The sequence below is a fragment of the Undibacterium sp. Di26W genome (genome assembly GCF_049340265.1).
Taxonomy (GTDB): domain Bacteria; phylum Pseudomonadota; class Gammaproteobacteria; order Burkholderiales; family Burkholderiaceae_D; genus Undibacterium.
The window spans coordinates 283,841-306,585 of record NZ_JBMPOR010000005.1 but is presented as its reverse complement, the minus strand read 5'-3'; the positions used below and the strand labels follow the sequence as shown (position 1 = coordinate 306,585).

The window sequence follows — 22,745 nt, the reverse complement described above, 5'->3', positions numbered from 1 at the left end:
ATGAACTCCACACCTTTAGTGTCATGCCCCAGCGGTGGGTGGTGGAACGCTCTTTTGCCTGGCTTGAGAAATGCCATCGCCTTTGGAAAAACTGTGAGCGACAATTGAATACCAGCTTGCAATTCGTCAATTTGGCATTCCTCGCTTTGCTATTGCGGCGGGGGTGATCAAAAAGATCTCGAACAGGTTCTTAGTCAAATTATTACTTCAATTAATAAATTAAGTGACTTTACTTTTTAATTTGGTTAAATTATAGTGCGACTCAAGGCAGTGTTCAGCTTGCCGATTTCTTGCAAATACAGAATATCTTCGGCTTTGCTGCAATATTCGCAATTTCAAAACGTCTATCCATTCAGCAGCAATATCGGCACGCCTATGCAAAAGCATGCAATGAAATGGATAAAAACCGGAATCATCGTCATGACAAAAATCGATAAGCAAAGTCCAATACAAGACAGGCAGATTGCCATCATAGGTGCAGGGCCGGGCGGGCTGACTTTGGCACGCCTGCTGCAAATGCAGGGTGCCAAGGTGAAGGTGTTTGAAAGGGATATCAATCAGTTTGCCCGCATGCAGGGCGCAACCCTGAACCTGAATGAGGGTTCAGGTTTGTCAGCCTTGCGTGCGGCCGGTTTGATGGATGCGTTTAAGCTGGCGTATCGTCCGGGTGCTGAAAAAATGCTGTTTGTAGATGCACAGGCAGCAGTCATCATCGATGAACTTGGACCAGAGAGCAACGACAGGCCAGAGATTGACCGTGGCCCCTTAAGGAATTTGCTGCTGGCTTCGCTGGCGGATGATACGGTGGTGTGGGATGCCCGTTTCTCGTCTCTGCACAGGACAGAAGAGTCGGTTGAAATCACATTTGAAAACGGCGATAAATTTACTGCTGATTTGCTCATCGCTGCCGATGGTGCCAACTCAAAAATACGTCCCTATATCACTCCGCTGGCACCTGAGTATTCGGGGGTGACGGTGCTGGAAGGCGCGGTAGCTGATGTTGCAAGCACTATCCCGGAATTATATGAATTGCTGGGCGGTGGAAAAATTTGCGTGCTTGATGATGAAAAAACCTTGTTCATCGTGCTGAAAGGTGACGGCAGCGTGGCTTTTTATACTGGACACAAAGTGGATCAGCAGTGGTGTACCCAATGCAAAATCGATTTTTCTGACAGGGAGCAGGTATTAGCCTGGTTCAGGCATGAATTCAGGAACTGGAGTGGGATCTGGGCAGAATTGTTCAGGCATGCCACCCTGCCTTTCATACCGCGCCCGCAATTCTGTGCGCCTGTGCACCAAAGCTGGCCGTCTTTGTCTAATCTGACCATGCTGGGTGATGCTGCCCATGTCATGCCACCGTATGCGGGGGAGGGGGTGAATATGGCTATGCAGGATGCTATGGTGCTGGCCAGGCAATTGCTGAACCCGGAGTTGGATATGCATGCCGCTATCGCTGCCTATGAAACCGAGATGCGCGCACGGAATGCAGAGACCGCAGCGGAAACGCTGAAATTTACCCAGGTCTTTCATTCCTATGAGGCAGTACCGTTTTTCAGGGAATTTTTTTCTGGAAATCAGGATGTGCTATTACAAAAAGAGGGCTTCAGAGAAGCTGCTTGACTACATAAAAAAATATGAACTCAGACCATAATAAAGAGTCTGAATTTCAATGCAAAAGAAAGAAAACATGACTCAAACTATTTCTACCGAACCGCCAACGCAGTTCACCGGCTATCAAAAATTTGTTCTCGCCATATTGGCGTTTTTGCAATTTACTATCATTCTTGACTTCATGATCATGTCACCGCTGGGTGCGATCTTGATGCCAGCTTTGAATATCACACCGTCACAGTTTGGGGTGGTGGTATCTGCCTATGCCTTCAGCGCTGGTATCGCCGGTTTTACAGCGGCTGGTTTTGCTGATCGCTTTGACCGCAAAAAGCTGCTCATGTTTTTTTATTGCGGCTTTATCCTCGGTACCTTTCTGTGCGGGATTGCGCCTAATTTTTACTTCCTGCTATTCGCGCGTATCGTGACGGGTTTGTTTGGCGGCGTCATTGGCGCCATCGTGATGGCGATTACGACAGACTTGTTCCCGTTTTCCATGCGCGGCCGGGTCATGGGTGTATTGCAAACGGCTTTTGCCGGTAGCCAGATCCTGGGTTTACCTATTGGTCTGTATTTGTCTGCGCACTTGGGCTGGCATGCGCCTTTCATGATGATCGTGGGGATGGCCGCTATCGTCGGTGTCATCATCATTGTGAACCTGAAGCCGATTGATGCGCATTTGCAGTTGCAGTCTGACCGCAATCCTTTCCATCATTTGAGAGACACGATAGCAACACCCAGGTATTTGCTGGCATTTGCCGCGACGGGATTTCTGAGCATAGGCGGTTATATGCTGATGCCGTTCAGCAGCGCCTTTGCGGTCAATAACCTGGGTATTTCGATGAAGGAATTGCCGATGATTTATCTGGTCACAGGCTTCGGTGCGATTATCACTGGGCCTCTGGTTGGTAAGCTCAGCGACAAGTTTGGCAAATATCGCGTATTTTTGTTCGGAGCTGCGATGACGATCGTTATGGCCGTGATCTACACTCGTCTTGGCGTCACGCCTTTGCCTATGGTCATTTTGGTCAATGTCTTGCTGTTTGTCGGTATTTTTTCGCGCATGATTCCCGCCCAGGCAATGATGTCAGCTGTGCCTGCCGCTGACAGCCGTGGCGCATTCATGGCGATCAATTCCTCGCTGCAGCAAATTGCCGGTGGTGTCGGCTCTGTGGTTGCCGGGATGATCGTCAGCCAGCCTGCTGGTGGCGCGATACTGCATTTTGATTTGCTGGGCGATATTCTGGTGTGCACTGTGTTGCTGACTGCTGTGATGATGTATTTCATTCACCGCATGGTGGCAACACCTGTGGCTGTGCCTGCCTGATCAAGGCATTTCAACCGCACTTCAAACAACTAAATCTGAATGTCTTGCCATCAGGCTGGCGTTCAGATTTCAGCCTTTCATGGCCCTTTGAGCGCAGAGGGCCATTCTTTCCCCAGAGCTAAGGGGTATTTCCTCCTTTATTCCAAGCATCTTGTGCTTCTGACATAGCCAATAATCACACCTGTAGCTTTGTGTAATCAGCGTGCTGGTTGCTGTGCGGAAATAACAGGAGTCGGCAATGGCCGAAGATAGCGATCTCGAAAGAACCGAACCGGCCTCGCCCAAGCGCCTTGAACAGGCGCGGGAAGAGGGCGATGTTCCACGTTCGCGTGAACTGTCAACCTGCACCATTTTGCTGGCTGCGGGTGGATCGCTATGGGCCATGGGCGATGGCCTGGTCCGGCAATTGAATCATGTATTGATTACCGGCCTGACGCTGGAGCGCGAAATTATCTATGACCCTGAGCTACTGTTTTCCAAGATTGGTGCCAGTCTGTGGGACGTGCTGGTGGCATTTGCGCCGATAGCAGTGTTGTTGCTGATCGTTGCGCTGGGTTCGCCCTTGCTGATTGGTGGCTGGCTGTTCAGTGCCAAGGCCCTGCAGCCCAATTTTGGACGCATGAACCCTATTTCCGGCCTGGGCAATATGATTTCCACCCGTGCCGGTGTGGAATTGCTGAAGGCGATCATTAAAACCGTTCTGGTCGGGGTGGTGGCGTGGATAGTCATCATGAACCAGAAGAATGCGATTTTTGCCCTGCCGCTGGAATCGCTGAAAACCGGGCCGGCCCACGTTGGCCACATGATGGGCGTGTGTTTTCTGGCCATTGTCGGTTCGCTGGTGGTGATTGCAGCGATTGATGCACCTTACCAGATGTGGCAATACGCTGAAAAACTGAAAATGACGCATCAGGAAGTGATCCAGGAATCGAAAGAGGCGAACGGTAATCCGCAAATCAAGGCAAAAATCCGTGCCCAGCAGCGCGAGATGGCACGCCGCCGCATGATGTCAGAAATCCCGACTGCTGATGTGGTAGTCACCAATCCGACCCACTTTGCCGTGGCTTTGAAGTACACCGAGGGTGGCCGTGGCGCACCGAAAGTGGTGGCCAAGGGGGCTGATGCTGTGGCAGCCAAGATTCGTGAACTGGCACAGGAACACAAGGTGCCTTTGCTGGAAGCGCCACCGCTGGCACGTGCACTGTTCAAGCACACTGAGCTGGGCGATGAAATTCCCGAAGCCTTGTACGCCGCCGTGGCCGAGGTGCTGGCGTATGTCTACCAGTTACGCAGTTATCGCCCAGGCGCAGGAAACAAGCCGATGGAACCGAATGACTTATATGTACCACCTGAGCTGGACCCGAATAATCAAGCAGGAGCCGCAGTATGAATAGCCTCAAATTACCTGCCTGGATGAATGGTATGAATACCCGGGCGCTGGCCGCGCCTTTCCTGATTATCCTGATGCTGGCAATGATGATCTTGCCCTTGCCGGCCTTTGTACTGGACGTGTTTTTCAGCTTCAATATTGCGATTGCGATTATCGTTTTGCTGACCAGCCTGTACACCATCAAGCCGCTGGATTTCATGGTGTTTCCAACTGTTTTGCTGGTCAGTACCATGTTGCGCCTGTCGCTGAACGTGGCCTCTACCCGGGTTGTCTTGACCGAGGGCCATACCGGCCCGGATGCAGCGGGCAAGGTGATTGAGGCTTTTGGTCACTTTCTGATTGGTGGCAATTACACTGTCGGTATCGTGGTGTTTATCATCCTGACCATCATTAACTTTACCGTGGTGACCAAGGGTGCGGGCCGTATTGCTGAAGTCGGTGCCCGTTTTGCCCTGGATGCGATGCCAGGCAAACAGATGGCGATTGATGCCGACCTGAACGCCGGCCTTATTGCTGAACAGGAAGCACGCCGCCGCCGTACTGAAGTCGCGCAAGAAGCCGAATTTTATGGTGCCATGGACGGTGCCAGTAAATATGTACGTGGTGATGCGGTGGCCGGCATCATGGTTACCGTGATCAATATCGTCGGCGGCCTGATTGTCGGCATGGTCCAGCATGACCTGGATTTTGCCTCGGCGCTGAAAAACTACACGCTGCTGGCGATTGGTGATGGCCTGGTGGCACAGATTCCTTCCTTGATCATTTCTACTGCAGCCGGTGTGGTGGTATCGCGTGTCGCCAGTGACCAGGATATCAGTGGTCAGTTGATCGGCCAGTTGTTTGCCAAACCGCAGGTCATGATTATTACCGGCGGCATTATCGGCGGCATGGGTTTGATACCCGGCATGCCGCATATCGCCTTCATCTTGCTGGCTGCAATCTTGTGCGGCGGTGGTTATTTGCTGAACAAACGCAATCAGATGCCGCCCGCCATGGATGAAAAACAGGATGCGCCCGCAGCCGCACCGCAAGAGATGGAAGAAGCCACCTGGCAGGATATTTTGCCAGTCGATACCCTGGGCCTGGAAGTGGGTTACCGCCTGATCCCGCTGGTGGATAAAAACCAGGGAGGCGAGTTGCTGCGTCGTATCAAGGGTATACGCAAAAAATTTGCGCAGGAAGTCGGCTTTTTGTCACCGCCTGTACATATCCGTGACAATCTTGAGCTCAAGCCTTCGGCCTATCGCATCACTCTCAAAGGGGTGGAAGTCGGTGTTGGTGAAGCCCTTAGCGGCCAGTATCTGGCGATCAATCCGGGCATGGTCACTGGCAATTTGCCAGGTACTGTCACGAATGATCCAGCCTTTGGCCTGCCTGCCGTATGGATCGATGGCGGCATGCGCGATCAGGCGCAGGCGATGGGGTATACCGTCGTCGATTCGGGTACCGTCATCGCCACGCATCTGAATCATTTGATCACTTCGCATGCTGCCGAGTTGCTGGGTCGTCAGGAAGTGCAGTTGCTGATGGATCACCTGGCCAAGGATATGCCGAAGATGGTGGAAGAACTGGTACCGAAAATCCTGCCTTTGTCTGTGTTGCAAAAAGTCTTGCAGAACCTGTTGATTGAAGGCGTGCATATCCGTGATATGCGTACCATCATTGAATGCCTGTCAGAACAGGCCATGCATACCCAGGATGCCGCTGAGCTGACTGCCCAGGTGCGGATTGCGCTTGGCCGTGCCATCGTGCAGCAGATTTTCCCAACCGGGAATGAACTGACCGTCATGACGCTGGATAACCGTCTGGAGCGCCTGCTGATGCAAGCCCTGCAGACCAGTGGTGCCGATGGTGCCGGTATTGAGCCGGGTCTGGCAGACACATTGGCTACCCAGACCGAAGCCGCTGCCCAGCACCAGGAACAATTGGGCCTGACACCCGTCTTGCTGGTGCCAGCACCGCTGCGGGCCCTGCTGTCGCGCTTCTTGCGTCGCACGGTGCCGCAACTGAAAGTTTTATCGCACGCAGAATTACCTGAAACAAAAACAATTAAAGTCACCAGCCTGGTTGGAGCGCAATCATGAACGTCAGAAAATTTACCGCAAATACTTCTCGCGAAGCTTTGCGCATGTTGCGGGATGCCCTGGGCGCTGATGCGGTGATTTTGTCCAACCGCAATGTCGGCGGCAAGGTTGAGATACTGGCCATGGCGGATGAAGCCATCAGTGCCATTGCACCTTCATCCGCTGATGAAGCGCCAGCACTGGTGTCACCAGCGCTACCACTGCCACGCATACCCGATACACCGCGCTTTGCACCGCGCTATCAGGCTGAAGCACAGGCCGAAGCACAAGTTGAAGCAGCGGCCGTCATCCGTCGACCGCTGAAACCGGCGATCGCCCTGGATGCCGATATTGAAGCGGCTGTCAGCGCCGGTGAATTGAATAATGTGATGTCGGAAATCCGCTCCATGCGCAGCATGCTGGAGTCACAACTGGCAGAAATATCCTGGACCCAGACCCAGAAGCGGCATCCGCAGAAGGCAGAAATCCTGCGTGAAATGCTGGCCACGGGTTTCAGTGCAGGCTTGTCACGCTATCTGGTGGAAAAATTGCCGGAAGCTGGCAAGGTCGAAAATGGCCTGGACTGGATCAAGAATACGCTGGTGCGTAATCTGTCCACCATCGACAATGAAAACGAAATGCTGGAAAAAGGCGGTGTGTATGCGCTGGTAGGGCCGACCGGCGTCGGCAAAACCACGACCACGGCCAAGCTGGCGGCGCGCTGCGTGATGCGCCATGGGCCTTCCAAACTGGCCTTGATCACTACTGACGGCTACCGTATTGGCGGTTTTGAACAATTGCGCATTTACGGCAAGATACTCGGCGTCATGGTGCATGCCGTCAAGGATGAGGCAGATTTGCGCATCGCCTTGTCCGAACTCAAGAACAAGCATACGGTATTGATTGATACTGTGGGTGTCAGTCAGCGCGATAAAATGGTGACCGAACAGCTTGCCATGTTGTCAGGAACAGACACTCCGGTAAAGCGCCTGCTGTGCCTGAATGCCACCTCCACCGGCGAAACCCTGAGCGAAGTGGTACGCGCTTACCAGGGCAATGGTCTGGCGGGTTGCATTTTCACTAAGCTCGACGAAGCTGCCACCATAGGTGGTGCGCTGGATATTGCGATACGCCAGAAACTCATGGTGTATTACGTTGCCAGCGGCCAGCGGGTGCCAGAAGATCTGCATATCGCCAATAAGCTGTACCTGATAGACCGTGCCTTTAAACTGAAACGTGAGACAGCCGCCTTCCGCCTGCTGGATGAAGAATTGCCTTTGCTGATGGCTGGCACCATGGGCGCCGGGAATGGCGCGCGTGCTGCTGTGTCCAGGGAGGTGTCCCTTGGCTAGTTTTGATCAGGCAGAAGGCTTGCGCCGTATGCTGGCCAGCCCCAAACCCAGGGTGTTCACTTTCCTGTCGGCCTTGAAGGAAGATGAAAAAAGTGGCATGTTGGTTAATCTGGGTGTATCGCTGGCAAAGCAGGGCAGTGAGGTATTGATGATCGATGCGCGGGCCTCGGACAATAGCGTGGGTGCCTGGCTGAATGCAAGCAATGATCGTACCTTGTTGGATGTAGCGAGACAACAGCGTACAATGAAGGAAGCGATCAAAATGGTGGCTGCCGGCTTGTCGGTGACGATGCTGACCAGGCAGGCGTCGTTGTCGTCGGCTTTGCCGCCCGAAAGTGCACGGCAACTGACCAAAGTGTTTGATGTCGTGGCAAACCAGGCAGACCTGGTGATGGTCGATGGCGACATCAACGCGAATGACGCGTTTGCGCTGGCATCACTGGATGACAGCGAATTGGTGATACAGGTTTCTGCCGATCCGCATATGATCAAGGCCGCATACGGACTGATCAAGCGGGTCAGCAACAGGGTAGGAAGGCGCGGTTACGGTATTCTGGTATCCGGCGCATCAGAAAATGAGGCGAGATTGATTTACACAAATATGGCGCAGGCTGCCAGCCGTTATCTGGCTGTGCCTTTGCACTATGTCGGCCATGTGCCGGAAGATGAACATGTAAGAAAGGCTGCGCATTTGGGACGCTCCGTGATTGATGCTTTTCCAAAAGCGCGTGCTTCGCTGGCTTTTTCCCGGCTGGCGGAACAATTGGCGACGACTGCGCGTTCGACATTATGTTTAGAGGGAGTCCCTGAGCTGGGTGTCGGTCTCGGAATATAATCACATGTACACCGCTAGCGGAAAGTCAGATAAAAACTTCCTCCTCCGGGAGCACGCCCCACTGGTCAAGCGCCTTGCTTACCAGTTGAAGGCGCGTCTGCCTCCCAGTGTGGAGGTGGATGATCTTGTGCAGGCGGGCATGATAGGTTTGCTGGATGCCGTTAACCGCTATGAAGACACGCATGGTGCCCAGTTTGAAACCTATGCCGTGCAGCGCATACGCGGGGCCATGCTGGATGAGTTACGCAGCAGCGACTGGTTGCCGCGCGGCGTACGCCAGAACATGCGTAAGATAGAAAATGCCATGAATACCCTGCAGCAAAAGCTGGGCAGGCCACCTCTGGAAACCGAGGTCGCCAAGTCACTCAAGCTGTCGCTGGAGGAATACCAGGACATGCTGACCGATAGTGGCGGCCATCAACTGGTGTATTACGAAGACTTTCATGACGCCGACACCAAAGAGCATTTCCTCGATCATTATTGTTCCGATCTGTCGGGCGATCCCCTGCAGGATTTGTTGAATGATGATTTCCGTGACGCCGTGATCGGGGCGATTGACAGCTTGCCCGAACGTGAAAAATTGCTGATGGGCTTGTATTATGAGCAAGAATTGAACTTGAAGGAAATCGGGGCCGTGATGGGTGTTTCCGAATCACGGGTGTCGCAATTGCATAGTCAGGCGGTAGCCAGGCTCAGGGCGTACTTAAGGGAGAAGGCGTGGACTGGGCTAGCATAGTCGGACTTTTACTGATAGTTGTCGGCATCGTTTCTGGTCAGTTGCTGGAAGGTGGCCGTCTTTCTTCCCTGGTGCAGCCTGCTGCTTTTGTCATCGTAGTGGTGGGTACCATCGGCGCGGTGCTGATGCAAAGCCGCATCAAGGCCTTTATGCGGGGCGTACGCATGTTGCGCTGGGTGGTGTCAGAGCCGCCGGACAACAGCAAAAAGAATGTTGAAGAAGCTCTGGTCTGGAGTGTGGTCGCCAGGAGGGAGGGCTTTCTCAGCCTGGAACGCTATATGAATGCGTCAACCGATCCCTTCATCAGCAAAGGGTTGCGCCTGGTGATAGATGGCATTGACCCGATCCGGCTCAAGGATATCCTGGATGTCGATATTTCGCTGTATGAGATGGAACAGCGCCAGGCTGCCAAGATCTGGGAAGCGGCGGGCGGTTATTCACCCACCATCGGTATTTTGGGCGCGGTGCTGGGCTTGATACATGTGATGGAAAACCTGACTGACCCATCCAAGCTGGGCGGTGGCATTGCGGTGGCCTTTGTGGCAACGATTTATGGCGTGGGCATGGCCAATCTGTTGTTTTTGCCGGTCAGTTACAAGCTCAAAGAGATCATCAACAGGGAAGTCACGCGACGGGAAATGTTGTCTGATATTTTTTACAGTATTGCCCTGGGCGACAGCCCGCGTGTGGTGGAAGAGCGATTAACCAATCATAGAAATTGATGGCTTGCCTGCTGTGATGCCTTAAAGAACCCTATGGCCAGAAGAAAATACCACGAAGAACCCGAGAACCACGATCGCTGGCTGGTTTCTTACGCCGATTTTATTACCCTGCTGTTTGCTTTCTTTGTGGTGATGTATGCGATTTCTTCTCTGAATGAGGGCAAATACCGGGTCTTGTCGAATTCGCTGACCGGGGCTTTTGGCAAGGTCATGGTGAATCCCAAGACCGTGGATAGACCGAATGAACCCATTGTCAAGCTTGACCCCCTGCCACTGGTAAAAAACAGCCGCGCAAATGAAGCCTTGCGAAAAGAAAAGGCGCAAATGACGACCATGGCCAAGGATATCCTGACGGTGCTGGAACCGCTGGTGCGGGAAGGCAAGGTCAGGGTCAGTCAGACCAGTCGCGGCATCACCATAGAAATCAATGCCAGCCTGTTGTTTGCACCGGGCGAGGCACGTCTGAATATAGATTCGGTGCAGGCCTTGAAAGCGATTGCCAGCGTCCTCAAGGTCGATACCCATGCCATACAGGTCGAGGGGCATACCGATAATATACCCATCAAGAACCCGATTTTCCCCTCCAACTGGGAATTATCGGCGGTACGCGCCAGTACGGTGGCCAGGTTGCTGACTGAAAACGGTGTCGATGAAATCAGGGTGACAGCCGTAGGGCAGGGGGCGAAATTGCCGGTCAGTGACAATGACACGACCGAAGGCCGGGCCAGGAACCGCCGGGTATCGGTGACCATACTGGCGGTATTACCTGAGCCGGTGGTGGATGTGCCCATCTCGCCGACGGCGCCAGCCTCTGTGGCTGCACCAGCGCCTGTATCGGTGCCGGCTGCTGTGACGACACCTCTGCGATAAAATTGTGATGCGAACGGTGATGCTGGACTTTGATGTGAGACTCAGATGTGAGATTTTGATGCGAGACTGCATTATGTTTGGTACGCTAAAACAAAAACAGACCCGAGGGTCTGTTTTTTTATGGGGACGCATCTGTCGGCGGTGTCAGGTGGCGATATAGCCCTTGCCTGATGTGCCTTTGATCGTGGATTGGCCATTCGGGCCATACATGGGGGAAGCGCTCTGGTTCCCCTGTTGCAATACGCTTAACATGGCCTGGCTTTGTGCCAGGCGACGATTAATTAACAGACCATTGGTCTTGTTGTCTTCTTTTGCCTGCATCGACAGTTGCAGCAACTGATCCCAGTGTGTGCCTGCATCATCGGCACGGCCAGCTTGCTGCAAATACGCCTTCATGCCATCCAGGTCTGCCCGGTAACCAAGTTGCGTCAGAAACGCATTGCGCTTTTTTTCCAGCTCGGACATCTTGCCAACCAGTTGCCCTTTGCTTTGGGTGTAATCGTTGAGTAAGCTGACGTCGCTATCAACAAGTGCGGACTGCTCTTTTTTCAGCAATTCAGCCAGGGAAGACATGGTGACGACTTCTTCCTTCAGGCATTGTTCAATTGCGGTATGTCCGGAACTTGTTGGGCTCATGGCTAGCGTTTTCTTGCGTTAAGTAAGTCTTTGACTGTTTCCAGAAGCCCATCAGCGACTTTTTCCGAGTTCACTTGGAAGCGTCCCTCAGAAATGGCCAGTTTGATCTCTTCCACCTTCTTCGTCTCGAATACAGCATTGCTTGCCTGTGTGCTTTGCAGAGCCTGCAATTGCGTGGACAGGGTCGAAATTTGCACCTTCGACGAATTCGCAACGGGTGCCGGCGTGTTATCTGCCGGTTTTTCCGTGCGTGCCTGCTGCGGGCTTACGGGAAGCCCTGAGGTCTTGTTAAGTGCGTCATCAATTTTCACAGCGATACCCTCAGTGTGGGAATTACAAACATCTATATCCAGTTTATCGGCTGTGTAATTTTAAACTTTAACCTTACCTCAAAAAAATATTGCAGCACCTTAACAATGTTTCTTCATGGCATTCTTTTTGCTGGTTTTTTGCTAGTAAACTATTTCTATGATGCCACCATTTTTGGCAATGCCGCTAATGGTCTGTCCCGAACTTGTTTTCGCTTTGGCAACTTGTCCATCCGCAGCATTGTTCAGTGCTACCCCATCGGTAGCCACCTGAAAGCCAGGGCCAGTGCTGATTACCCGTACCGATTGCCCTTGCTGTACTACTGCCGGGCTCTTCAAGACATCGGCCCGCAATATGCTGCCGGAGGCCAGTGACATCTGCATGCTTTTGCCGACGGCCTGTTCGGGGCTGGTGACGACACCGGCTGGCAATTTTGAAATGTCGCCGCGTAATTTGCTCAGGTCGGCAATGGTAATGACTTGCCCATGTGAAATGGCGTTGGCAGTCACATAATAATCTGCCGTCACTTGCACGTTAGCTTGCAAATAGATGAGCCAGGTGGCAGGCGCGCCGCATTTGATGGCCAGGGTAACCTTGCCCCAGGGCTTGCTGCCTGGCGGCAAATACGGGTTGAGGGCGTCACAGGCCTGTAGATTCAGGCGTTTGTCGACGTCGGCGACGGTGATTTGCACTTCGCCGTTCAAGCCGCTGGTTTGCAATGTCAGAAAATCAAGAGCCACCTGCTTGAGCTGGGCCGGGTCTTGCGCCGTGGCTGGGTTGGCTGCCTGTGCCACCCCGCTCGCGCTCGCCAGCGCCATCAAGAGCCATGCCGACCAGCGTTTGCCTGTGTGTAGTGGGGGTAGTGGGAGTTTCATCCTGATTCCTGCGTTTATCTGTTCCGGATTCCATTTTAGGATTCCTGCAGGTTTTTGAAAGGGGGAATAAGCAGGTTTTTCTCGTTCTGATTGCCTGATCAAACTTGCCCGGTGGCGAATAATATGCAAGGTATAGCAAACCGTGGGCATGCCTGACCGGTGGTAAAGGAGAAAATGATGGCTGGTGGACTGGATGATTTCTTGCGCTTTCATGAAGCGGCTTTGTCCGTCAGAGGACAGCGTCAGCAATTGCTGGCATCGAATATTGCGAATGCTGATACGCCGAATTATAAGGCCAAGGATGTTGATTTTTCGGCAGCCCTGAGCAATGCCCTGCATCAGAACCTGTCGCAGTCGCCAACGGCGCTGAATAAAACGGCAAGCCAGCATCTGGATACATCGACCATGGTAGCCGGTGTGGCAGCCCAGTACCGGCCTACGATACAGGGTAGTGTGGATGGCAACACGGTGGATATGGATGTGGAACGTAATCAGTTCACCGACAATGCCTTGCGTTATGAGGCCAGCCTGACCATCATCAATATGCAGATTAAAAATATGCTGGCAGCAATACAGGGCTAAACGTAAGGCTAAAAGCAGAGCTAAATTCAGAGTTCTAAAGAAGCACGAATACAAGGATTATCATCATGTCACTCTTTAATGTGTTTAATGTTGCCGGTTCAGCCATGAGTGCGCAATCGCAGCGTCTGAACGTGGTTTCAAGCAATCTGGCGAATGCCGATAGTGTCACCAGTTCGGACGGCCAGCCATATAAAGCCAAGCAGGTGGTATTCAGTGCCGTGCCTATGGCGGGTACGGCTTCCACCGCCGTCAAGGTGAATCAGGTTGTAGAAGACAGTAATCCGCCTAAACTGATGTATGACCCCAAGCATCCGCTGGCTGATGAAAAGGGCTATGTCGCCACGCCCAACGTGAATGTGGTGGAAGAAATGGTCAATATGATATCAGCGTCGCGTTCTTACCAGAATAATGTGGAAGTCATGAATGCGGCCAAGACCATGTTGTTGAAAACATTGACTCTGGGTCAATAAGTTTAGTGCAAAGGAATAGAAAATGACCACCATACAGACTGATACCGTTGATCCAACTTTGCTGGCGACGATGAATGCCAGCAAGACCTCTGCCAACTCTACCGAGGATGCGCAAAATCGCTTCATGACCTTGCTGGTCACCCAGTTGAAAAATCAGGATCCGCTGAACCCCATGGACAATGCCCAGGTGACCAGCCAGATGGCGCAGTTATCTACAGTCAGTGGTATCGACAAATTGAATGCAACGGTCACGGCGATGAATGCCAATTTCCTGGCCAGCCAGAACCTGCAGGCAGCGAATATGATAGGCCATGGCGTGATTGCCCCGGGTAATACGATGACGGTTACCGACGGCAAGGGCATCTACGCGGTGGACTTGCCACAGTCGGCGACCAAGGTTGATGTTGAAGTACGCGACAGTGCCGGTGCTGTCGTCAGGAAAATGAGCGTGGATGCCTTGCCGCAGGGTGTGAGTACACTGACCTGGGACGGTAAAACCGATAGCGGTACGACCGCCGCAAATGGCGTCTACACTTTTGACGTGACTGCGAAATCGGGTGACACGAAGCTGGCGGGTACCAATCTGGCTTTTGGTGTGGTATCGAGTATTACTTCGGGTTCTTCGGGGGTGAAATTGAATGTGGCCAATGTGGGTGATGTCGCCATGAGTGATGTGAAACAAATCTATTGATGTCCGGAGCGATCCCGAATCAAACAGTGTCAATGAACTATACAAAGTAACGGAGAAAAATCATGGGTTTTCAACAAGGCTTGAGCGGACTGAATGCTGCTTCCAAATCATTGGACGTCATTGGTAACAATATTTCCAATGCCAGTACCGTCGGTTTCAAACAGGGGCAGACGCAGTTTGCTGACGTCTATGCTAACTCGCTCAATGGTTCTTCCGGCGGCACTGTGGGTATTGGTACCAAGGTATCCGGTGTGGTGCAGCAGTTCACGCAGGGAAATATCACTTCGACGAATAACCCGCTCGATATTGCGATCAATGGCGGCGGTTTTTTTCGTATGTCCAGCAATGGTGCCGTCACGTATTCGCGTAACGGTCAGTTCCAGTTGGACAAAACTGGCAATATTGTGAATGCCCAGGGGGCGCAATTAACTGGTTATGTTGCCAATGCAGCGGGTGTTTTGTCTACCGGTGCGGCTGCGCCGATTAATATCAATACATCTGATATTGCGCCGGCACAAACCTCAATTATCAATGCGGTCATGAACCTGGATTCGCGTAAGCTTGTTCCTGGTACACAGACACCGGTTACCATTCCACCAGTGATTACGCCAGTCGTTTTTAGTGCAACTGATCCGACCACGTACGATAGTTCGACCTCGATTGCCGTATTTGACAGTCTGGGTAACTCGCACGTAGTTCAATCTTTCTTTGTGAAAGTGGATAATCTGAATGTGGCCACGCCACCTACTGCACCTGCCACCATAGAATGGGATGTGTTTGCAACAGTGGATGGGGTATTGATTGCCGGTGCTGGTGCAACTGCCAACTCTATTGGTCGTATCGGCTTTGATAATTTGGGTAAATTGACTGTTGCAACGCCAGCTTTTTCTCTCACTGACCCAAAAGCCATGCAACTGGTCGTGCCGGTCAATACTGGCGCGGTAACGCCAATCAATACTGCTGTGGATATCAAATACGATTTCACTGGTACGACACAGTTTGGTTCTGATTTCAGCGTCAGCAAGAATACCCAGGATGGCTATGCTTCCGGCAAACTGTCGAAATTCAATACGTCCAAGGATGGCACTATCGTTGGTAGTTACACCAATGGTAAAACTGCCGTGCTGGCCCAGGTGGTGTTGGCCAATTTCACCAACCCGAACGGCTTGCAATCGACCGGTGATAACCAATGGATAGAAACCGCAACTTCAGGCACTGCCCTGGTAGGAGCGCCAAATTCCGGCAGCCTGGGTAGTCTGACTTCATCTGCGACAGAAGATTCGAATACCGATTTGACGGGTGAGCTGGTCAACATGATTACCGCCCAGCGCGTGTATCAGGCCAATGCGCAAACCATCAAGACTCAGGATCAGGTATTGCAGACGCTGGTCAACCTGCGTTAATAAGTTGAAACTAAGCTGAAACTAAGCTGAAACGATTTTTTATGGCCCGTATTAAGCAGACAGGGAGGATGTTGTGGACAGGTTAGTGTATACCGCGATGACAGGTGCCAAGCACATCCTCGAACAGCAGGCGACGACGTCGAATAATCTGGCGAATGTGACCACCACCGGCTTTCGGGCGCAGCTGGATTCTTTCCGTGCCGTGCCTGTGCTGGGTGATGGTTTGCCAACGCGGGCCTTTGTGGTGGATTCAACGGTCGGTACGGATTTTTCTACCGGCAGCATGCAGGTTACCGGGCGTGAGCTGGATGTGGCAGTGCAGGGCAAGGGATGGCTGGCAGTGGAAAAGCCAGATGGTTCAGAAGCCTATACCCGCCACGGCAGCCTGAAGCTCAGTGAAAACGGGATCTTGCAGACGCAAAGTGGTTTGAATCTGGTGGGGGATGGCGGACCTATCACCATACCACCAGAAGTGTCTATCGAAATTGCCAAGGATGGCACGGTATCGACCATACCCATGGGCACCAAGCCCGGTGCGGTACAGATCATAGGCCGGTTGAAACTGGTCAATCCGCCAGAAGATAATCTGGTGCGCGGCGACGATGGTTTATTCAAAACCAAGGATGGTACGGCCGTCGATGCGGATGCGGCTGTGACCGTCGCTGGCGGCATGCTGGAAAACAGCAATGTCAATGTGGTGGAATCCATGGTCAGCATGATTAACCTGGCCCGCAGTTTCGAAATGCAAATGAAGCTGTTGCAGAATGCCGAGAATAACGCCAGTAAAGCCAGTCAGATCTTGACTTTGAGTTGATGCCTTTTGCCGCAAAATGGCAAGTGTGAGAATTTGCCGTTGAGGCGAAAAAAGGGGAGAGCAATGATACGTTCATTATGGATAGCCAAAACTGGCCTGGATGCGCAACAAACGCAGATGGACGTGGTGAGTAATAATCTGGCCAACGTCAGCACCAACGGTTTCAAGCGCTCACGTGCAGTGTTTGAAGATTTGCTATATCAGAATATACGCCAGCCCGGCGCCCAGAGTTCCCAGCAGACGCAATTGCCTTCCGGCTTGCAACTGGGTACCGGTGTGCGTCCGGTAGCGACAGAAAAGATTTTTACCCAAGGTAATTTGCAACAGACCGGCAATAGCAAGGACGTTGCGATTCAGGGACAGGGCTTTTTCCAGGTATTGATGCCAGACGGTACCACGGCCTATACCAGGGATGGTTCCTTCCAGACTGATAGCCAGGGGCAATTGGTGACATCGAGCGGCTATGTGATACAGCCGGCCATCACCATACCGGCCAATGCACAATCCATTACGGTGGGGCGGGATGGCACGGTGTCGGTGACCCAGGCTGGCTCGGTGGCTCCGGTGCAGGTCGGCACTTTGCAATTGGCGACCTTTATTAATCCAGCCGGCCTGATGGCCCTGGGTGAAAACCTGTATGTGGAAACCGCCGCATCCGGTAACCCTGGCACCAATACCCCGGGTACCAATGGTGCGGGTTTGCTGATGCAGGCTTTTGTCGAAACTTCTAACGTGAATGTGGCGGAAGAGCTGGTCAATATGATACAGACCCAGCGCGCCTATGAAATCAATAGCAAGGCGATCACCACATCAGACCAGATGTTGCAACGCCTGTCACAACTGTAAGCCATTGATGACGACAGATGAATGAGTGCATCATGAAAAACTTCACATTATTGACCTTGTTGCCGCCGCCGCTGCTGCTGTTGTTGACTGCCTGTGCAGTGACGCCGCCACCGATCGTGCATCAGCCTACCACTTTACCGGCGCAAACTGCCAAGCCCATGCGCGAAGCCAACGGGGCAATTTTTCAGCAAGCGACTTATCGTCCTTTGTATGAAGATTCCAAAGCGCGTATGGTAGGCGATGTGTTGACGATTGCCATCAGCGAAAAAACTTCTGCTGGCAAAACGGCTGCTACATCCGGCAGCAAATCCGGGGCCGCAGCTTTTGCTGCGCCTACCCTGTTCGGTGTCAAAGCGACGACTACCGCACAGGCCGGTTTGGCTACCACATCGTCCACCAAGTTTGATGAAAAAGGGGCTGAAGCCGCCAGCAATAACTTTACCGGCACCATTGCTGTGACGGTGATTGATGTACTGCCCAATGGTAATTTGCTGGTCAGTGGCGAGAAACAGCTGGCGTTTGACAAGGGCGCGGAATTTGTTCGCTTTTCCGGTGTCGTCAGTCCCACCACGATTGCAGCCGGTAACGTTGTTGCATCCACCCAGGTGGCAGATGCACGTTTTGAATACCGTTCCACGTCGAATGTGGACAGGGCAGAGCTGAATTCCATGCTGACCCGGTTTTTCCTCAGTTTCCTTCCTTTATAGTGAAAGACAAGGACAGGTTTATGAACTCCCTCTCATCTTCCTCCGCTTCCTCATCTTCCCTATGGATCAGGGCGCTCTGCATCGTGCTGGGAATCATGGGTAGCGGTTGGGTGTCACAGGCACATGCCGAACGCATCAAGGACCTGGCTGGCATACAGGGCGTGCGTCAGAATCAGTTGCTGGGATACGGCCTGGTTGTGGGCCTGGATGGCAGTGGTGACCAGACTACGCAAACACCGTTTACGGTACAAAGCATCATCAGCATGTTGCAGCAACTGGGTGTCACCATCCCGGTTGGTACCAGTTTGCAATTGAAGAATGTGGCAGCGGTGATGGTCACGACATCTTTGCCTGCATTTGCACAACCAGGCCAGACGCTGGATATCACCGTGTCTTCGATGGGGAATGCAAAAAGCCTGCGTGGCGGTACCTTGCTGATGACACCGCTGAAAGGTGCAGATAGCCAGATTTATGCCATGGCACAGGGCAATGTGCTGGTCGGTGGTGTGGGCGCTGCCGCGAATGGCAGCAAGGCACAGGTCAATCATTTGGGCGTGGGTAAAATTTCTGGCGGGGCAACGGTGGAAAGAGCCGTGCCGAATTCTGTAGCCCAGGGGGCGACCATACAGCTGGAATTGAATACCTCCGATTTTTCTACCGCCAGCCGGGTGGTGGATGCCATCAATCGCCGCTTTGGTCCGGATACGGCTGCCGCCATGGATGGCCGTGTGATCCAGGTCAAGGCGCCAACCAGTGCTGATCAGCGCGTGTCCTTTTTGGGTAACCTGGAAAACATCGATGTCACGCCAGCACAATTGGCAGCCAAGGTCATCCTGAACGCCAGGACCGGTTCCATCGTCATGAACCAGGCGGTGACTCTGGAAACCTGTGCGGTCGCGCATGGCAACCTGTCGGTCGTCATTAATACCGATAATGCGGTAAGCCAGCCGAATGCACTGGCCGCAGGTCAGACGGCAGCGACTGCCAATTCCACCGTCACCATCACCAAGGACCCCGGTCAGTTGCTGATGCTGAAGGCTGGTGTCTCGCTATCAGAGGTGGTGAAGGCCTTGAACGCAATCGGCGCGACGCCGCAAGATTTACTGTCCATCCTGCAAGCCATCAAAGCCTCGGGCGCATTGCGTGCCGACCTGGAAATCATCTAAGGAATCGTTATGATAGGCCGTACCGATTTCTCTGATAAAACTGCCTTCGACAGCAAATCGCTGGACGAACTAAAGCAATCGGCAAGAAATAATTCACCTGATGCCATCAAGGGTGCAGCCAAGCAATTTGAAGCCTTGTTCATGAATATGATGCTGAAGTCCATGCGCCAGGCCGGTGGCCAGGATGGCCCCATGGACAATGAACAAAGCCGCATGTACACCTCCATGCTGGATCAGCAATTGTCACAGACCATGGCCAAAAAAGGTGTGGGCCTGGCGGATGTGCTGGTCAGGCAATTATCAAACAATGCCATGAACCAGGCGCTGGAGTCGGATAACCCCGGCAATACAGGTAGTGCCAGCGGTGCCAGCAGCATACGAGGCTTGAACTCTTACCTGGACAATCTGAAATTTGAGCAGCAGCCAGCCAATGCGCCGAAGACTGCGTTCACCGGCCCTAACCATGTACGGGAATTCCAGGAAAAACTGACAGCGCATGCAGAACAGGCCAGCCAGGAAACCGGTATTCCCGCCAAGTTCATGCTGGGCCAGGCTGCGCTGGAAAGTGGCTGGGGCCGTCGCGAGATCAAGTCTGCTGACGGCTCTGCCAGCCATAACATATTTGGCATGAAAGCCACCAAGGGCTGGAAGGGTAAAACTGTTGATGCGGTAACAACGGAATATGTGAATGGCGTAGCCCAGCGCAAGGTGGAAAAGTTCAAGGCCTATGATTCCTACGCCGATGCGTTCAAGGATTATGCTAAATTGATTACCAAGAATCCGCGTTATGAAAATGTTATGGCTAACGCAAAAGATGCAACAAGTTTTGCTTACGGCTTGCAAAAAGCAGGATATGCCACTGATCCTGAGTATGCCAACAAGCTGACAAAAATCATCAAGCAGTCTCTTTCAACTTAAGTTTCCCCTGTGAAAGTGCATCAGATTAAAGTTTTGGCGAAACGCACCGAAAACATGATTGATGGCACGAGGTGTGCTGGTATCTGTTGACATACACATTGTTCGTTCCCCAAGACAGAGATCAGCCACGATAGGCGGCTAACTTAGCAAAAAAGCAGGTTCAATTATGGGTTCAAATATTTTTGGCATCGGGCAAACGGCCTTGTCTGCGGCGCAGTTGGGTATAGCGACGACCGGGCATAATATTGCCAATGCATCAACTCCAGGTTATAACCGCCAGGTTGTCTTGCAAGCCGCCAATGCACCCCAGAATCTGGGCGGCTCATTTATCGGGCAGGGCGTTTCCGTCACCGACATACAGCGTCAATACAATTCTTTCCTGGCTGGACAGGTGAATTCTTCCCAGTCGTCCAAGAATCAGGCCGATATTTATTATTCGCAAATCAGTTCGATCAATAACCTGGTTGCTGACCCTACCGCAGGCGTGACCCCCGCATTGCAGGATTTCTTCAAGGCATTCCAGAACCTGGCATCCAGCCCGAATGGTACTGCTGGTGCAGCAGCGCGTCAGGCCGCTTTGTCGGCAGGTGAGTCGCTGGTGGGACGTATGAACAGCTTGCAGGGCAGGTTGGACCAGATATCTTCCGATGTGAATGGCCAGATTTCATCCGTGGTTGGTTCCATCAACGGCTATGCAACCGAGCTGGCGAACCTGAACGATGTCATTGAAAAAGCGCAGGGCGTGAGCGGCAACGGTAGTGGCCCGAATGATTTGCTGGATCAGCGTGATCAACTGATTACTGATTTAAGCAAGCTGACCAAGGTCAGTGTGGTGCCGCAGGGGGCCAAGTACAATGTATTTATCGGCAATGGCCAGCCCTTGGTATTGGGCAGCATTGTCAATCAATTGTCGGTCAGCCAATCCTTGACTGATCCTAGCCGTTCCGAAGTATCGTATGTGTCAAATGGTACGTCGGTCTTGTTGCCAGAAAACAGTTTTGCCGGCGGCAAGCTTGGTGGCTTGTTTGATTTTCGCGCCAGCACGCTGGATGTTGCCCGCAATTCCATAGGTCGTATCGCGATAGGCCTGGCGACGGATTTCAATAATCAGCAAAAGCTGGGGCTGGACCTGAACGGGCAAGCGGGTGGTAACTTCTTTACGATAGGCACACCCATATCGACACCGAGTGCCCTGAATACCTCTACCGCCGCCATCAATGCATCGATTACTGACGCCAGCGCGCTGACGACCAGTGATTACCGCTTGCAGTTTATCGGTGGTAACTACAAAATTACCCGCCTGTCGGATGGTGCAACACAGACTTCGGCTACCTTGCCATTGAAGATGGATGGGGTGAACTTCCAACTGGCACCACCACCTGCGGCCGCAGCACCGAATGCCGGTGATGAATTCCTGATCAGGCCGACAGCGGCTGGCGGGTCCAGCATAGCGATCGCCATCAAGGACCCGGCAAAACTGGCGGCTGCAGCGACAGTGACAACGTCTTTCCCGACCACCAATACTGGTACTGGCAAGGTCAGTGTCGGTGTTACCAATTCCCTGGTGGCATCTGGCAGCAATTCTGCAACGGCAACTATCAGCGCGGCTACCACCGATGATTCCTATGTCGGCACTACCCTGGCGGCGCCAGTCACGCTGACTTTTGCTGCGAATACGATTTCCGGCTTCCCGGCTGGGGCGACCGTTTCGGTCAAGGTTGGTGCGGTCACGACCACTTATCCACCGCCGGCCACTGTGCCGTACACCAGTGGCGCGACGATCAGTTTCAGTGGTGTCAGTTTTGCTGTCAGCGACGGTGCCACGCCACCTGCGAATGGCGACACCTTTACCCTGGCGGCCGCCTTGCCAGTGGCGGCGACAAGGCTGACCTACAATTCTGCGGGTAACACCCTGACAGGGTTCCCGGCTACCGCGAATGTGACAGTCACCAATAACGGTACGTCGACGACCTATCCAGCCGGTACGGCAATTCCCTATACGACCGGCGCGACCATCAGTTACAACGGCATCAGTTTTTCATTGTCGGGTAATCCGGCAAATAGTGACGTGTTTGATGTCGCTCCCAACACCAATGGTTCAGGCGATAACCGTAATGCCGTTTTACTGAGCAGTCTGCAAACACAAAATACTCTGGCCGGCAAGACCACGACTTTCCAGGGTGCTTATGCCCAGTTTGTCAGCGCGGTGGGTAACAAGGCCAATGAATTAAAAATCACCAGTGATTCGGAAGGCAAGCTGTTGACCCAGGCGGTAACCGCACAACAGTCGGAATCAGGTGTTAATCTGGACGAAGAAGCGACGAATTTATTGCGCTATCAACAGGCTTACCAGGCGGCAGGCAAATTGATGCAAATTGCAAGTACATTGTTTGACTCCCTGCTTCAATTGGGTGGATAGAGGCTA

At 52.7% G+C, this 22,745-nt stretch carries 23 protein-coding genes; 20 read left to right on the top strand and 3 right to left on the bottom strand.

The window, feature by feature from the left end; all coding sequences use genetic code 11:
- From ACO0LM_RS09255 to motD, 10 genes are all read left to right on the top strand, one after another.
- A partial coding sequence (locus ACO0LM_RS09255; RefSeq protein ID WP_423036372.1) for a transposase occupies positions 1–167 on the top strand: 167 nt, incomplete at its 5' end.
- Between the two features lie 253 nt (positions 168–420).
- Complete coding sequence (locus ACO0LM_RS09250; protein ID WP_423036352.1) at positions 421–1,620, top strand: FAD-dependent oxidoreductase; 1,200 nt, start codon at positions 421–423, stop codon at positions 1,618–1,620.
- A gap of 67 nt (positions 1,621–1,687) precedes the next feature.
- The gene (locus ACO0LM_RS09245) at positions 1,688–2,935 is read left to right on the top strand and encodes an MFS transporter (RefSeq protein WP_422980679.1); all 1,248 of its coding nucleotides are present in this window, start codon (positions 1,688–1,690) and stop codon (positions 2,933–2,935) included.
- A 238-nt stretch (positions 2,936–3,173) separates the two neighbouring features.
- Positions 3,174–4,325, top strand: coding sequence for a flagellar biosynthesis protein FlhB (flhB, locus tag ACO0LM_RS09240; RefSeq protein ID WP_422980680.1), 1,152 nt, complete (start codon positions 3,174–3,176; stop codon positions 4,323–4,325).
- Positions 4,322–6,409, top strand: a complete 2,088-nt coding sequence (flhA, locus tag ACO0LM_RS09235) for a flagellar biosynthesis protein FlhA (protein ID WP_423036350.1) — start codon at positions 4,322–4,324, stop codon at positions 6,407–6,409. The genes flhB and flhA overlap by 4 nt, the downstream gene beginning before the upstream one ends.
- A complete protein-coding gene (gene flhF / locus ACO0LM_RS09230; protein ID WP_423036348.1) occupies positions 6,406–7,740 on the top strand; it encodes a flagellar biosynthesis protein FlhF in 1,335 nt (444 codons plus the stop codon). The genes flhA and flhF overlap by 4 nt, the downstream gene beginning before the upstream one ends.
- Positions 7,733–8,575, top strand: a complete 843-nt coding sequence (locus ACO0LM_RS09225; RefSeq protein ID WP_422980683.1) for a MinD/ParA family ATP-binding protein — start codon at positions 7,733–7,735, stop codon at positions 8,573–8,575. Before flhF ends, ACO0LM_RS09225 begins: the two co-directional genes overlap by 8 nt.
- A 4-nt stretch (positions 8,576–8,579) precedes the next feature.
- Positions 8,580–9,311, top strand: a complete 732-nt coding sequence (locus ACO0LM_RS09220; RefSeq protein WP_186945636.1) for an RNA polymerase sigma factor FliA — start codon at positions 8,580–8,582, stop codon at positions 9,309–9,311.
- A complete protein-coding gene (locus tag ACO0LM_RS09215; protein WP_423036346.1) occupies positions 9,293–10,033 on the top strand; it encodes a flagellar motor protein in 741 nt (246 codons plus the stop codon). The genes ACO0LM_RS09220 and ACO0LM_RS09215 overlap by 19 nt, the downstream gene beginning before the upstream one ends.
- A 33-nt stretch (positions 10,034–10,066) precedes the next feature.
- Positions 10,067–10,903 (top strand): flagellar motor protein MotD, encoded by an 837-nt coding sequence (motD, locus tag ACO0LM_RS09210; RefSeq protein ID WP_423036344.1) that lies wholly within the window; start codon positions 10,067–10,069, stop codon positions 10,901–10,903.
- A 144-nt stretch (positions 10,904–11,047) separates the two neighbouring features.
- Here motD and ACO0LM_RS09205 read toward each other — a convergent pair whose 3' ends face one another.
- From ACO0LM_RS09205 to flgA, 3 genes are all read right to left on the bottom strand, one after another.
- Positions 11,048–11,539 carry a flagella synthesis protein FlgN gene (locus tag ACO0LM_RS09205; RefSeq protein ID WP_423036342.1) on the bottom strand — a complete coding sequence of 164 codons (492 nt, stop codon included), beginning with the start codon at positions 11,537–11,539 and terminating at the stop codon, positions 11,048–11,050.
- 2 nt (positions 11,540–11,541) lie between these two features.
- Positions 11,542–11,850 carry a flagellar biosynthesis anti-sigma factor FlgM gene (flgM, locus tag ACO0LM_RS09200; RefSeq protein WP_186945632.1) on the bottom strand — a complete coding sequence of 103 codons (309 nt, stop codon included), beginning with the start codon at positions 11,848–11,850 and terminating at the stop codon, positions 11,542–11,544.
- A gap of 141 nt (positions 11,851–11,991) precedes the next feature.
- Entirely contained in the window at positions 11,992–12,723 is a 732-nt protein-coding gene (flgA, locus tag ACO0LM_RS09195; RefSeq protein ID WP_423036340.1) for a flagellar basal body P-ring formation chaperone FlgA, read from the bottom strand.
- Between the two features lie 177 nt (positions 12,724–12,900).
- On the opposite strand from flgA, the gene flgB reads away from it, so the two are divergent.
- The 10 genes from flgB (at position 12,901) to flgK (ending at position 22,739) form a co-directional block, all read left to right on the top strand.
- The gene (flgB, locus tag ACO0LM_RS09190) at positions 12,901–13,305 is read left to right on the top strand and encodes a flagellar basal body rod protein FlgB (protein ID WP_423036370.1); all 405 of its coding nucleotides are present in this window, start codon (positions 12,901–12,903) and stop codon (positions 13,303–13,305) included.
- A 65-nt stretch (positions 13,306–13,370) separates the two neighbouring features.
- Positions 13,371–13,775 carry a flagellar basal body rod protein FlgC gene (flgC, locus tag ACO0LM_RS09185; protein WP_422980689.1) on the top strand — a complete coding sequence of 135 codons (405 nt, stop codon included), beginning with the start codon at positions 13,371–13,373 and terminating at the stop codon, positions 13,773–13,775.
- Positions 13,776–13,797: 22 nt separating this feature from the next.
- Positions 13,798–14,466, top strand: coding sequence for a flagellar hook assembly protein FlgD (locus ACO0LM_RS09180; RefSeq protein ID WP_423036338.1), 669 nt, complete (start codon positions 13,798–13,800; stop codon positions 14,464–14,466).
- Between the two features lie 62 nt (positions 14,467–14,528).
- Positions 14,529–15,869 (top strand): flagellar hook protein FlgE, encoded by a 1,341-nt coding sequence (flgE, locus tag ACO0LM_RS09175; RefSeq protein WP_423036336.1) that lies wholly within the window; start codon positions 14,529–14,531, stop codon positions 15,867–15,869.
- 73 nt (positions 15,870–15,942) lie between these two features.
- A complete protein-coding gene (flgF, locus tag ACO0LM_RS09170) occupies positions 15,943–16,683 on the top strand; it encodes a flagellar basal-body rod protein FlgF (protein WP_423036334.1) in 741 nt (246 codons plus the stop codon).
- Positions 16,684–16,746: 63 nt separating this feature from the next.
- Positions 16,747–17,529, top strand: coding sequence for a flagellar basal-body rod protein FlgG (flgG, locus tag ACO0LM_RS09165; protein WP_423036332.1), 783 nt, complete (start codon positions 16,747–16,749; stop codon positions 17,527–17,529).
- Positions 17,530–17,561: 32 nt separating this feature from the next.
- Positions 17,562–18,236: a flagellar basal body L-ring protein FlgH gene (locus ACO0LM_RS09160; RefSeq protein WP_423036330.1), complete on the top strand. Its 675-nt coding sequence runs from the start codon at positions 17,562–17,564 to the stop codon at positions 18,234–18,236.
- 95 nt (positions 18,237–18,331) lie between these two features.
- Positions 18,332–19,402, top strand: coding sequence for a flagellar basal body P-ring protein FlgI (locus tag ACO0LM_RS09155; RefSeq protein ID WP_423036368.1), 1,071 nt, complete (start codon positions 18,332–18,334; stop codon positions 19,400–19,402).
- Positions 19,403–19,411: 9 nt separating this feature from the next.
- Positions 19,412–20,320: a flagellar assembly peptidoglycan hydrolase FlgJ gene (gene flgJ, locus ACO0LM_RS09150; RefSeq protein WP_423036328.1), complete on the top strand. Its 909-nt coding sequence runs from the start codon at positions 19,412–19,414 to the stop codon at positions 20,318–20,320.
- Between the two features lie 166 nt (positions 20,321–20,486).
- A complete protein-coding gene (flgK, locus tag ACO0LM_RS09145; RefSeq protein ID WP_423036326.1) occupies positions 20,487–22,739 on the top strand; it encodes a flagellar hook-associated protein FlgK in 2,253 nt (750 codons plus the stop codon).
- Positions 22,740–22,745: the final 6 nt, after the last annotated feature.

Coding starts and splice junctions, on each gene's coding strand:
- ACO0LM_RS09160 (WP_423036330.1), top strand. CDS start 17,562: ATGAAAAACTTCACATTATTGACCTTGTTGCCGCCGCCGCTGCTGCTG.
- motD (WP_423036344.1), top strand. CDS start 10,067: ATGGCCAGAAGAAAATACCACGAAGAACCCGAGAACCACGATCGCTGG.
- ACO0LM_RS09205 (WP_423036342.1), bottom strand. CDS start 11,539: ATGAGCCCAACAAGTTCCGGACATACCGCAATTGAACAATGCCTGAAG.
- ACO0LM_RS09155 (WP_423036368.1), top strand. CDS start 18,332: ATGGGTAGCGGTTGGGTGTCACAGGCACATGCCGAACGCATCAAGGAC.
- flgC (WP_422980689.1), top strand. CDS start 13,371: ATGTCACTCTTTAATGTGTTTAATGTTGCCGGTTCAGCCATGAGTGCG.
- flhF (WP_423036348.1), top strand. CDS start 6,406: ATGAACGTCAGAAAATTTACCGCAAATACTTCTCGCGAAGCTTTGCGC.
- ACO0LM_RS09250 (WP_423036352.1), top strand. CDS start 421: ATGACAAAAATCGATAAGCAAAGTCCAATACAAGACAGGCAGATTGCC.
- flgJ (WP_423036328.1), top strand. CDS start 19,412: ATGATAGGCCGTACCGATTTCTCTGATAAAACTGCCTTCGACAGCAAA.
- flgE (WP_423036336.1), top strand. CDS start 14,529: ATGGGTTTTCAACAAGGCTTGAGCGGACTGAATGCTGCTTCCAAATCA.
- flhA (WP_423036350.1), top strand. CDS start 4,322: ATGAATAGCCTCAAATTACCTGCCTGGATGAATGGTATGAATACCCGG.
- ACO0LM_RS09220 (WP_186945636.1), top strand. CDS start 8,580: ATGTACACCGCTAGCGGAAAGTCAGATAAAAACTTCCTCCTCCGGGAG.
- flhB (WP_422980680.1), top strand. CDS start 3,174: ATGGCCGAAGATAGCGATCTCGAAAGAACCGAACCGGCCTCGCCCAAG.
- ACO0LM_RS09245 (WP_422980679.1), top strand. CDS start 1,688: ATGACTCAAACTATTTCTACCGAACCGCCAACGCAGTTCACCGGCTAT.
- flgB (WP_423036370.1), top strand. CDS start 12,901: ATGGCTGGTGGACTGGATGATTTCTTGCGCTTTCATGAAGCGGCTTTG.
- flgA (WP_423036340.1), bottom strand. CDS start 12,723: ATGAAACTCCCACTACCCCCACTACACACAGGCAAACGCTGGTCGGCA.
- flgK (WP_423036326.1), top strand. CDS start 20,487: ATGGGTTCAAATATTTTTGGCATCGGGCAAACGGCCTTGTCTGCGGCG.
- flgG (WP_423036332.1), top strand. CDS start 16,747: ATGATACGTTCATTATGGATAGCCAAAACTGGCCTGGATGCGCAACAA.
- ACO0LM_RS09180 (WP_423036338.1), top strand. CDS start 13,798: ATGACCACCATACAGACTGATACCGTTGATCCAACTTTGCTGGCGACG.